Annotated in this window: 7 protein-coding genes; 2 read left to right on the forward strand and 5 right to left on the reverse strand. The window is 51.1% G+C overall.

Translation table 11 applies throughout. The annotated features are described in order from the left end of the window. Positions 1–89: 89 nt before the first annotated feature. The 3 genes from H9Q79_RS08625 to H9Q79_RS08635 form a co-directional block, all read right to left on the reverse strand. On the reverse strand, positions 90–1,505 hold the full coding sequence (locus H9Q79_RS08625; protein WP_249329646.1) for a glycoside hydrolase family 32 protein: 1,416 nt from the start codon (positions 1,503–1,505) through the stop codon (positions 90–92). Beyond that, positions 1,499–3,424: a sucrose-specific PTS transporter subunit IIBC gene (locus tag H9Q79_RS08630; protein ID WP_118643153.1), complete on the reverse strand. Its 1,926-nt coding sequence runs from the start codon at positions 3,422–3,424 to the stop codon at positions 1,499–1,501. The genes H9Q79_RS08625 and H9Q79_RS08630 overlap by 7 nt, the downstream gene beginning before the upstream one ends. A gap of 269 nt (positions 3,425–3,693) precedes the next feature. Next, a complete protein-coding gene (locus H9Q79_RS08635; RefSeq protein ID WP_118643151.1) occupies positions 3,694–4,680 on the reverse strand; it encodes a LacI family DNA-binding transcriptional regulator in 987 nt (328 codons plus the stop codon). Between the two features lie 346 nt (positions 4,681–5,026). Between H9Q79_RS08635 and H9Q79_RS08640 the strand changes: the two genes are divergently transcribed. Both H9Q79_RS08640 and uvrB read left to right on the forward strand, forming a co-directional pair. Continuing rightward, positions 5,027–6,583, forward strand: coding sequence for a DEAD/DEAH box helicase family protein (locus H9Q79_RS08640; protein WP_118643149.1), 1,557 nt, complete (start codon positions 5,027–5,029; stop codon positions 6,581–6,583). A gap of 13 nt (positions 6,584–6,596) precedes the next feature. After that, positions 6,597–8,588, forward strand: a complete 1,992-nt coding sequence (gene uvrB / locus H9Q79_RS08645) for an excinuclease ABC subunit UvrB (RefSeq protein WP_249329647.1) — start codon at positions 6,597–6,599, stop codon at positions 8,586–8,588. Here the strand turns inward: uvrB and H9Q79_RS08650 are convergent. Both H9Q79_RS08650 and H9Q79_RS08655 read right to left on the reverse strand, forming a co-directional pair. Further along, the gene (locus H9Q79_RS08650) at positions 8,585–11,173 is read right to left on the reverse strand and encodes a bifunctional diguanylate cyclase/phosphodiesterase (RefSeq protein ID WP_249329648.1); all 2,589 of its coding nucleotides are present in this window, start codon (positions 11,171–11,173) and stop codon (positions 8,585–8,587) included. The genes uvrB and H9Q79_RS08650 overlap by 4 nt on opposite strands. 68 nt (positions 11,174–11,241) lie before the next feature. Further along, positions 11,242–12,063, reverse strand: a complete 822-nt coding sequence (locus tag H9Q79_RS08655) for an MBL fold metallo-hydrolase (protein ID WP_249329649.1) — start codon at positions 12,061–12,063, stop codon at positions 11,242–11,244. Positions 12,064–12,095: the final 32 nt, after the last annotated feature.

Below are 12,095 nucleotides of genomic sequence, written 5' to 3' on the forward strand. Positions count from 1 at the left end.
CTGCGCTCCGCTCCTTTGCCCCCTATAACTGCCGTCCGGGGCTTTTACAGTAATTTATCATTTTTCTCTCTTCTGAGTCAAGCGGGCATTTACAGATCAATCTCCATTTCCCGCATCTGCCATCCGGCTGCTATCATGCCCGGGCAGTTAAATTCTAATAGCAGAGTGCGCGTTTCTGGTTTCACCGTTCCCGTTCCAGACGCAAACTCAGGATAAAATCTGGAAGTGAACACTATTTCTCCGTCATTCACATAGATTTCCAGCATTGAGGTATCGATCAGAATCCTGACATTCCGGCATTCTTCCAGCCTGGTTCCGCGGATTTTTCTCCCATAGCCCCATCCCTGGCTAAATTCCAGCTGCAGTACACCTTTATGACAGGTGAGGGCACAGCCATTCCCAATCAAAATCTGCCATTCCCGTCCGCCGTCTCCGGCCTGGAGTTCCACATCGCCGCTTCCGTCTTCCAGCAAAAAGCTGCCTGTGGGATCAATCTCCTGTTTCCCGTAACGCAGAGTCTTCAGTTCTTCCATCGGCTGCTGAAGGATTTTTCCGTTCCTGCTGCTGAGCGCTCTGGGTACGGTCAGCGCATGCTGCCAGCCCCGGGTCACTGTGGGATTTTCATAGCCGGCATCCGGCATCCCCGCCCAGCCAATGAGAATCCGGCGGCCCGCTTCATCCCGGAAGGTCTGCGGCGCATAGAAATCAAAGCCCTTGTCCCACTCAGTAAATACCTCCAGCCGCTGTTCTTCTCTGATATCCCCTTTTACGGTAAAATAACCAGCCTGATAGATGTTCTGATACTGCCATTCCTCCTCCTCTAAGCCCTGAGGGCATACGGAAAGGATATTCTCTTCACCGGCGGTAAAATAATCCGGGCATTCCCACATATACCCGAAGGCTTCCGGCGTCGTGATCTTTTTTAAAAATTTCCACTTCTTCAGGTCACAGCTGTCATAGACCAGGGCCGCTCCCTGCCCCCCCTTCAGCCTGGCTCCCAGTACCATATAGTACCGGCCGTTTTCTTTCCATACCTTCGGATCTCGCACATGCCTGGTGCACTCTGCCGGGTAATCGGCAGTTTTAAGAAGAAGTTCTTTCTTTCCAAAATGAGCGCCATCCCTGCTGACCACCCGGATCGTATTACTCTCGCGGCCGTCATGAATGTAATCATAATCTCCCGGAAGGCGGATATTCCCTGTATAATATAATTGCATCTCATCATTTTCAATCAACGCGCATCCGGAATAGCTCCCGTTGCGGTCCAGACGGCCCGTCTGAAAGGGAATTCCTTCAAACCGCATATGGAGCAGACTGTTCCCCGCGTAATGCCCCCATACCTTCGGCGTTTTCCCTCCTCCGCCGGCATCCTCCGGCTGATACTGGAAAAACACATGGTATTCACCGCGAAACTGGCACAGCCCGTTGGGATCATTGAGCCAGCCGGCCGGCGGCATCAGGTGGAACTTCAGCCTCCAGCCGTCGTCCTGCCACTCCTTTACCATACCCTGAGCACCTCCTCGCCCGGATGCACCTCTCCCGTTTTAACCGCTTCCACCTCCTGAAAATCATCTGTATTCGTGACCACAACCGGCGTGGTGATGTCATAACCCGCCTCCCGGATCGCCTGAATGTCAAACTCCAGCAGAAGCTGGCCCTTTTTCACCGTATCACCGTCAGCCACATGAGCTTTATAGGGCACGCCGTTTAACTCCACCGTATTAATCCCCACATGGATTAACAGCTCCACTCCCCTGTCAGAGGTCATTCCAATTGCATGCTTTGTGTCAAAAACCGTGTCAACCGTCCCGTCAAAAGGCGCCAGAACTTTTCCTTCCTTCGGAATGACTGCAATTCCCTTTCCCAGCACTTCCCCTGCAAAGGTCTCATCCTTCACACCGGATAATTCTATGACCTCTCCTTCAATCGGACACCAGACAGCGGGTTCTGCTTCCGTACCTCCTGCAGGCTCTCCGCTTCCGGGCCCTGCGCCCGCCGCACCGGAGCTTTCTGATTCTTCTGCCTGCCCCGACATCACCCGGTCCGTTTCTGCCGGGACTTCTTTATACATGATCCAGGAGAGGATGAAGGCAACGGCTGCCGAAACCGCTATAACAAGCGCGTATGTGCCCAGGAACTGAGTGGTAATCAGGAAACCGAACAGGCCCGTAATTCCATAGGCCGTAGCTCCCACCCCGAACAGCCCGGCCACCAGGCCGCCGCAGGCTCCGCCGATGCATCCGGCAATAAAAGGTTTCATATACCGGATGTTGACACCGAAAATCGCAGGCTCTGTAATACCTAAAAATGCGGACAGGGAGGCCGGAAGGGCCATCGCCTTTGTCTTCTTGTTTTTTGTCTTAAGGGCCAGCGCCAGGGCCGCCGCCCCCTGTCCGACATTGGCCGCGGTTGCGATCGGCATCCAGGTATTCAGGTTCGTTGCGCTCAGCAGCCCGGCTTCGATCGCATTGTACATATGATGTACGCCGGCAACTACTGTCACTGCATATAACGCACCGATAATCAGCCCTCCGATGCCAAACGGGAGGCCGATTAGCGTCCGCGCCCCTGCCAGCACCCAATTTTCCACTGTGGAAAAAATGGGGCCGATGATTGTCAGCGTCAGATATCCGGTAACCAGCACTGTCACCAGCGGCGTCACAAACAGGTCAATGATCTCCGGCACAATTTTATGCAGCCACTTCTCCAGCATGCACATCAGCCATACGGCAATGATAACCGGAATAACGTGTCCCTGATAACCCACCAGATTGATATCAAAGAGCCCAAACCAGGCAGTGGCCCTGGGGATCTCCGCCGCGCTTAATCCGGCCACCGACCACGCGTTCAGAAGGTCCGGATGGATCATAATCATTCCGATGACGGCGCCCAGGAACAGGTTGCCTCCGAAGGCCTTCGCCGCGCTGACCGCAATCAGAACCGGCAGAAATACAAACGCCGTATTGCTGAACAGATGGAAAATCTGATAGGTTCCTGAATCCGCCAGGGACGGCCAGATATTGCTGAGCCCTTCCAGCAGCCCCATGAGCAGCCCGCTGGCGACAATCGCCGGTATGATGGGAACAAAGATATCTCCCAGCGTCTTGATGGCACGGAGAAAAAGATTTTGCTTGGAAGCAGCCGCCTGCTTCACTTCTTCCTTGGTGCCCGCCTTGATCCCCGCCAGACTTACAAACTCCTCAAACACTTTGTTCACGGTTCCTGTGCCAAAGATAATCTGAATCTGCCCGGAGGCCTCAAACACACCTTTGACTCCCTCGACTTCTTCCAGCGCTTCTTTTCTGCACTTTTCATTGTCTGCAATTACCAGACGCAGCCTGGTGGCACAGTGGGCTGCCGATACAATATTGCCGGCTCCGCCGATGTTCTCCAGCACTTCTTTCGCCGCATTCCTGTAATCCATCGTCACTTCTCCTCCAATTCTTCTTCAATTAATTGTGATATTATTCCCAGATTTTTCCGCGTTATTCTTCCACGGCCGTCAATTCGTCTGCGGATAACCATGTTTTTACCCGGTATATCTATTATTATTTTATGAGATCGATCTCATGTTTTAAATATATTATAATTCCGATTTCCTCATTTGTAAATCAAAATCAGCCTGAATTATTTCATAAAAAAACAGGGGATTTTTGAAGCATATTGCCCAAATCCCCTGCCGTCTCCACACTTCTATTTCCGTATGGAATCGTTCTCTACGATTCTGTATCCCATCTTAATTTCCTTGCGGATCTCCTCTTCGCTGGAGAGCAGCTCCAGCAAAAGCCTCGCAGCCTCTTCCCCGCTGGTCTTATAATAATAATGTACCGTGCACAGAGAGGGCTGAATTACGTGCGACTTCTCCGAGTCACCGATTCCAACCAGCTGGACCTGCTCCGGGACCTGCACCTTCTGATCCCTCAGATACATCATGGCTCCTATGGCTATATTATCCGTCGCGCAAAACAGCGAATCAACTTCCCCGCACCGGGAAAACAGACGCTCCGCCGCTTCGTATCCGGAGTCCATACGGAAACACGCTTCCTCCATCCATTCCGGCTCCAACCTCTTTCCGGCAGCCCTCAGCGCATCCTCAAAACCTTTTCTGCGCATCTTGCCTGCCGCCTGATCCCGTTCTGTCACCCCGATATAGCCGACCCTGTCCCCTTTGCACAGCAGCAATTCTGTCAGATCCCGCGCCGCCTGATAATCATCGTAATAGACACAGGAACACTGTTCCAGATGCTGTCCCAGTACCACAACGGGAAGCTGCATCTCTCGGATCGCCTTCCTATGCTCCCGCGTCAGAATTGTTCCGACCAGAATCACACCGTCCACCTGGTTATTGGCAGTGAAAACCTTCAGATATTTCACTTCATCCTTCTCATTGTTATCCGTGTTGGCGAGCAAAAGCTCATATCCGGCATCTGACAGCACGCTGCTGATTCCTGCCACCATCCGGCTGATCGAATCCGAATTGATCTTGGGAATGATCACCCCCACCAGCTTCGTCCGTTTCGTCCGCAGAACCTGCGCCTGTGCAGAAGGCTGATACCCTGTTTCCTCGATTACCTTCCGGATCTTCTCACTCTTTTCTCCGCTCACATATCCATTGTTAAGATACCGCGATACCGTCGCCCGGGATACTCCGGCCATCTCCGCAATTTCATTGATCGTCACTGCAATAACCTCCTTGGCGGTTCTTCCGTATTTTCATTACTACTAATATAGCGCCGATCACCGGTTTTGTCCACCAGGCACTTACATTTTTCACTCCCGCATCAGTCCCTTCGCTGCCGTCCGCCATCCAATGATACCACAAAGTATACCGTTACTCATGCTCTTGAAATGACTGGGCGCTTGTCTCAGCGTTTTAATTATCAGAACAGACATTCGGTTTCATCTATACATGCGCTATATTTTCTGTTATAATAATATCTGTAAAACCCGGTCCCCCCCCAGCCGGAAGGCTGTTGTTATAAAGCAGAGCAATTGAACCATCAACTCATCACAAAAGGGAAAGCTTATGGAATTACGATATTATCAAAAAGAAGCCCTGGAACGGGCCGAACATGCGATTCAAAGCGGCGCGAAAAAACTCCGTATCGCCATGGCTGCAGGTACCGGCAGGACGCCTGTCATAGCGGCGCTGGCTGCAGCTCGGGTAAAAGCAGGCAGCAGGGTGTTAATACTAAGCCCCAAACGCGATCTATGCGAACAATTACATAGTATGCTGGACAGAATCGGAGTTTTTGTCACAGTCTGCACCCGCAGCCGGGAATACTCTGGTCAGGACATCCTTTTGTCAACCTATATGGATGTACAGCGTAACGGGCTCACCGCCGTTGCCGGTTTTCCCACAATTATCTGTGACGGAATTTACTTCGAGAACGCTTTTCTGGAAGAGATCTGTCTGGCCAATCACCAGGCGGTCTATGTGGGATTTACTTCTTCTATGTCCGATAAAGCCGATGGCTGGTTCTCGAATTCCAAACTGATTTACAGATATACCTTTCCGGACGCGGTGAAGGATGGTTACAGCTACCAGAACAAGGAATTCGAGAGGATTGAAGCTTTCTGTCTGCATTTTCTGCAGAAGAACGGATTTGATCCTTTGCCTGAACCACCTTCTCAGAGTTCCTACGGAGATCTGCTGGTACAAAAAGACGGGGCTGAATACCTGATCGAGATAAAGACATACAAGCGGCCCCGAATCCCCTACGAGACGGCATATAAAGCTCTGCAGCAGGCAGTCGACTGCCGCCTGCGTTCAGGATGCGCACGGGACAGATACCGTCTGTGCCTGTTTTTGTTCAGCGAAACGGATGAGGCGCTCAGAAGGACGGCCTACGAAGACCATCAGATACTCATTGCCGATATTTCCAACTTTATATACCTGTGCAGAAATGACGAAGCCCTGTATAATGAATTACTGGAAGCAGTGCCATTTTCCATCTCTTCCATTCCCCAGCGCCGACTACTGGCCGGGGCTCCTTTTCCCGACTTTCCGGTGCTGCCCCCCGCGGCCGGAACAAAGGGCAAGATCAGCAGTGATTACGCCGAACGGCTGGAGAATTGCAGCCCAGGCAGGGACCATGGAGCCGTCAGGCAGTATGAAGCGATCTGTTCTGCCATACTCAGAGAGCTGTTTGCAGCAGATTTTGATATTATGAAGGAGCAGTTGGAGACTACAGAAGGACTTTTCCGCATGGACATGGTATGTTCCATCAAGCTGACGAACAGAGACAGTTTCTGGGGATTCCTCAAGCATTTCTACCGGACGAACTATGTGGTCTTTGAATTCAAGAACTACTCGGACGAGGTTTCACAAAATCCGGTTTGTATTACAGAAAAATACCTCTCCTCAATGGCATTGCGCAATGTAGCTTTTATCATATCCAGAAGGGGATTTGACAAAAGCGCCCAAAAGGTGGCGTTAAAAAGCCTGAAGGAGCATGGGAACCTCATCATCAGCCTGACCGACGACGATTTGCTGAAAATGCTTACAATCAAAGAGGATAACCGGGAACCCTCCGGATATCTGATGGATAAGCTTAACGAACTGCTAATGTATGCAGATTAAAGGAGACGCCTTTATGGATCATTTTGAATTAGTATCTGAATACGCCCCCACCGGCGATCAGCCCCAGGCCATCGCTGATCTGGTGAAGGGCTTCAAAGAGGGAAACCAATGCGAAACGCTGCTGGGCGTCACGGGTTCCGGAAAGACGTTCACGATGGCTAACGTCATCCAGGCTCTGAACAAGCCGACGCTCATCATTGCCCACAACAAAACCCTGGCGGCCCAGCTTTACAGTGAATTCAAAGAATTTTTTCCAAATAATGCGGTGGAATATTTTGTCTCCTACTACGATTACTATCAGCCGGAAGCCTACGTGCCTTCCTCCGATACGTATATCGCCAAGGACTCCTCCATGAATGAGGAAATCGACAAACTGCGCCTTTCCGCCACTTCTTCCCTGATTGAGCGGAAGGACGTCATTGTCGTATCCAGTGTTTCCTGTATTTACGGCCTGGGCAGCCCCAAGGATTATGAGAAAATGATCATCGCCCTGCGCCCGGGCATGCAAAAGGACCGGGACGAGGTGATCCGGGAGCTGATTGATATCCAGTACGATCGGAATGAGATGGATTTTCACCGGGGTACCTTCCGTGTGCGGGGGGATGTGCTGGAAATCATTCCCGCCGAGGAAAGCGATATGGCTGTCCGCGTTGAGTTTTTTGGCGACGAGATCGACCGTATCACACAGATCGACACGCTCACCGGGGAGATCCGCTCGGAGCTGAAGTATGTGGCTATCGCCCCTGCTTCCCACTACGTCGTCCCCATGGAGACGATTTTCAAAGCAACCAAGGAGATAGAAAAAGAGCTGGAAGAGAGAGTCCGCTATTTTAAAAGCGAAGGTAAGCTCCTGGAAGCCCAGCGGATCGAGGAACGGACAAATTTCGATATTGAAATGCTCCGTGAAACCGGAATCTGTTCCGGCATAGAGAATTATTCCCGGCACATGTCGGGCCTGGAACCGGGACAGCCGCCCTATACGCTGATGGATTTCTTCCCGGAGGATTTTCTCATCATCATCGATGAATCCCACAAGACGATTCCGCAGATTGGAGGAATGTTTTCCGGCGACCAGTCACGCAAGACTACTCTGGTAGATTATGGGTTCCGCCTCCCCTCCGCCAAGGATAACCGGCCCCTGAACTTCCAGGAATTCGAGAGTAAGATCGACCAGATTCTATTCGTATCCGCCACGCCGGGCCAGTACGAGGCCGATCACGAACTTCTGAGGGCGGAACAGATCATCCGTCCCACAGGCCTTCTGGACCCCAGGGTGGAGGTACGCCCTGTCGAAGGGCAGATTGACGATCTGATCGGTGAAGTCAACAGAGAAACCGCACTTCATCACAAGGTCCTGATCACAACGCTCACCAAACGCATGGCGGAAGATCTCACCGACTATATGAAGGATGCCGGGATCAGGGTCCGTTACCTCCATTCCGATATCGATGCCCTTGAACGGACAAAAATCATCCGCGATATGCGTCTGGACGTATTCGACGTCCTGGTCGGCATTAACCTGCTCCGTGAGGGGCTTGATATCCCGGAAATCACCCTTGTGGCCATTCTCGACGCCGACAAGGAGGGCTTCCTCCGTTCCGAAACCTCGCTGATCCAGACCATCGGCCGCGCCGCCCGGAATGTGGACGGCCATGTCATCATGTACGCGGATGTGATGACTGATTCCATGCGCCATGCCATTGACGAAACCGCAAGACGCCGGGAGGTTCAGGAGGCTTATAACCAAGAGCACGGCATCACCCCAAAGACCATCCAGAAGAGCGTCAGGGATCTGATCAGCATCTCCAAAGAAGTCGCCCGTACCGAAAACCAGATGGAGAAAGATCCGGAATCCATGAGCCGCGAAGAGCTTGAGAAGCTGATCGGAAAGGTTCAGAAGCAGATGAAAGCAGCCGCTGCCGACCTGAACTTTGAGACTGCTGCCGAGCTCAGGGATAAAATGATCGAATTGAAGAAGAATTTAGAAGAACTGCGGGAGCGCTAAGCTTTCCGCAGTTCCAGATATTTCTCCTCAAACTCCTTCACCGGCACAGGCCTGCCAAAGTAATAGCCCTGTATATATTCCGGCCCGCTCTTTTTCACAATCTGGTACTCTTCTTCTGTCTCCACACCTTCCAGGCAGACCCTCTTACCCACATTGTGGCACAGCCGCACAATAAACTGAATAAACGTAGCGTCAAAGCTGTCCTGGGAGATATTTCTCACGAAAGTCTGATCGATCTTCACCAGATTGACCGGTATATCCTTTAAGACTCCCAGTGACGAATAGCCTGTGCCGAAATCATCCATCGCAATCCCAAAGCCCATCTCACGGGCACATTCGAAGATCCCCTTCAGATATTCTCTCTCTTTGACAAAATATGTCTCCGTCAGTTCAAACATCAGATTCTGGCAGGGAACCCCATACTTGCCGGCAACCTGGCAGATATGCTGGATGAAATCCGGCTCGACTACCTGCAGATAAGAAAGATTGATGCTCATAACAAAATCCGGCTTATGCTTCCGCCAGATGCTGCATTGCCTGACAGCCTCCTCTGTAATCCAGCGTCCCACCTGAAGAATCATGCCGCTCTGTTCTAAAATAGGTATAAATTCTGCAGGAGAAACTTCTCCGTATTTTTCATTCCGCCACCTGGCCAGAGCCTCCGCTCCCTTCAATTCTCCTGTAAAACTGTCTACCTGCGGCTGATAATAGAGGCAATAATCCCGGAAGGATGCTTCCATGCTTTCTCTGAGCAGCTCATTCAGATCCAACTCTCTCTTACGGTGCCGGAGAATCTGTTCATCGAAGATCGTGACCCTGTTTTTGCCATTATGCTTCGTAAATTCCAGCGCGTAGGCCGCATATTTGATCAGGGTCTGATAATCCTTTCCGTTCTGCGGATAGAAAGACACGCCGCCCGAGACCGTACAATAATATTTATTCCCGTTATACTGCTGTTGATTCCGGAATACCTCCTGGATCCTCTGATACAGAGACCTGATTTTCTCAGGCCGCGACCCCCGGAACAGGAGGCAGAACTCATCTCCGTCCATCCGATACAGCTCCGCATTCCCCGGAAGAATGGAGCGGATCTTCTGGGAGGTAATTCTCAGAACTTCATCCCCAAACTCCCTGTTATAGAGATCATTAATGTGTTTGAAATCGTCCATGCCGAGGATCAGCAGGCCGAAGGAAACAGAGGGAAAATTCCGGATCTGCCGGTGTACTTCTTCTTCCAGCTGAATCTTATTATACAGTCCCGTCAAATGGTCAATACGGTTTTTGATGCCCAGATTGGTGATGATGCCCGCAAACATATCCGGATTCCCGTGCTTATCCCTGACCAGGCTCCCTCTGCACCTGAGCCAGACCCACTGCCCCTTCCGGTTCTTCGCCCTGTATTCCACATTGTGGCATTCCGCCCTGCCGTCCGCCACCTCCTGATTTGCACTCATGAAATCCTTTTTATCATGAGGATGAATCAACGGTCCCCAGACAGCAGCAGCATTCTCCACAATCTCTCCCGGAATTTCAAATTCTTTCACCATTGCGGCGGGATACCGGAAAGTCCCCGTCTTCATATTACCTATATAAATATAGTCATCCGTGCTTTCACTCAGTGCCCGGTACAGTTGTTTCCCATCATAGGGAAATTCCCGTCCCAGTCTGCCCGTTGACTGCGCCCCCAGAAGCTTTTGCTCCGCCTTACGGATATGCCTCTCCCGCTTTTCCTCATACATTGCATGGTCTGCTCTTGCAATCAATTCAGACACCGTGTTTTCCTCTGACGGTACAGCCTCAGCTATTCCATAACAAAAGGAGATCACATATTCAAAATAATCGCCGCCCTGAGTCTGCTCTATCTGCCGTGTGATATCCTCCATGGCCTGAAGTGCCTGTCCGCTTCCCATATTCCAGAAAACGATCACAAATTCATCGCCGCCCATCCGGAAAGCGAAGTCTTCCATGCGCAGATTCTGCAATACAGTCTCCGCCAGAAAAGAGAGCGCCCTGTCCCCCTCGATGTGGCCATAGTTATCATTAATATACTTCAGCCCATCCAGGTCATACAGGCACACAGACAGAGGCACTCCCGCCCGCCTGGCCTCTGAAATCCTCTGTGCCAGCAGAAGCTTCCCGGCTCTGCGGTTGAACATCTGCGTCAACTCATCAATCCGCGCTTCTTTCGTGAGCTCCAACTGTTCGGTTACATCTACGGAATGCTGAAGATGCACGGTACGGCCGTCAACCCATTCAATCAGAGTATCATAGTTGTCGTAGGAACGTTTCAGAAGAGTATTCTCCTCCATCCACTTTACAATGGGACGCTCATTCTCCTTCTGCTGCTTCAGAAGTTTTGGTACCGGGCAAAATGGACAGGGGCCGTCCATACCCTTCTGAAGCACCTGCCAGCAAGGTCTTCCTTCCGGATGCTCCACCTGGAACATTTCTTTCATGATTCTGTTCATGTATAGAACTTCATAGGTGTCAACATCTGTGATATACAGATTGGCATAGATGCTGTCCATCAGCATGTTATACACAAAATCCTGCACCTGTATCTCCGAATAATTCTTATATTCCATTTTTTTCCCTCAAACAGAAATAGGCTGCTGCAAGTAGCGCCCTAGTAAAAAGGTGTAAAGCACAAAGTTTAAATTTCCAATAAATTCCCGGCCGATGCATAGGATATCTGTGCGCCCATTCTGTCCTTCAGCATCTGGAACGCGGGCAGTCCCGTACAGTGGCAGGTGTAATACCGTGTGGGAAAGGATCTCAGATAATCTGCAATTCCATTGACGGTCTCAGCCGGTTCTGTCCCTCCTTCTCCAGGATTTGACAGATGAAATCCGCCAATCACCACATCCATTGGCCCTCCGGCCAGTTCCATGGCCCGATCTAGGATATTGACAATTCCCCTGTGAGCGCAGCCGGATACCAATACTTTCTTCCCTTCTTTTTCAATCAGCAGATTCTGCTCATGTTCAAAGAAATCCCGCCTGTATCCGGAACCCTCCTTGATCAGGAGCACCTGATTGGAACCGGATGTAAACCGTTCCCCTGTCATCGAGCGGAACAGCCGCAGCCCTTTTTCAATCTCAAAATCACCGGACAGCCTGACCAGACGGGAAGATTCACCCAGTTCCGGAAGTATTCCGATATATTCATAAGTCCCGTCACTTCTGCTGGCATAATAAGAGCCAAAGGCAGTCTCCTGAACATACACCTTCGCGGTCTGATTCCTATTCAGAAATTCGGGCAGCCCTCCTCCATGGTCATAATGCCCGTGAGACAGCACAACCAGATCCGCGGCCGACACGTCCACACCCATCCTGTCTGCATTTTCCAAAAAACGCCCGCTCTTACCCGTATCAAAGAGTAGTTTACGTCCTTCCACCTCCAAAAACAGGCTGAGCCCATGCTCTCTGCAGAGAGCTCCTTCCGCCGTATTTTCCATTAACACCTGTATTTTCATCTTCTGCCCTCCTATATCTTTTCCCGAGAACC

Source organism: Wansuia hejianensis, from assembly GCF_014337215.1.
GTDB lineage: Bacteria > Bacillota > Clostridia > Lachnospirales > Lachnospiraceae > Scatomonas > Scatomonas hejianensis.

What these genes read in the sequence shown, in the direction of transcription:
- H9Q79_RS08625 (WP_249329646.1), bottom strand. Translation starts at nt 1,505, where the DNA reads ATGGTAAAGGAGTGGCAGGACGACGGCTGGAGGCTGAAGTTCCACCTG.
- H9Q79_RS08630 (WP_118643153.1), bottom strand. Translation starts at nt 3,424, where the DNA reads ATGGATTACAGGAATGCGGCGAAAGAAGTGCTGGAGAACATCGGCGGA.
- H9Q79_RS08640 (WP_118643149.1), top strand. Translation starts at nt 5,027, where the DNA reads ATGGAATTACGATATTATCAAAAAGAAGCCCTGGAACGGGCCGAACAT.
- uvrB (WP_249329647.1), top strand. Translation starts at nt 6,597, where the DNA reads ATGGATCATTTTGAATTAGTATCTGAATACGCCCCCACCGGCGATCAG.
- H9Q79_RS08650 (WP_249329648.1), bottom strand. Translation starts at nt 11,173, where the DNA reads ATGGAATATAAGAATTATTCGGAGATACAGGTGCAGGATTTTGTGTAT.
- H9Q79_RS08655 (WP_249329649.1), bottom strand. Translation starts at nt 12,063, where the DNA reads ATGAAAATACAGGTGTTAATGGAAAATACGGCGGAAGGAGCTCTCTGC.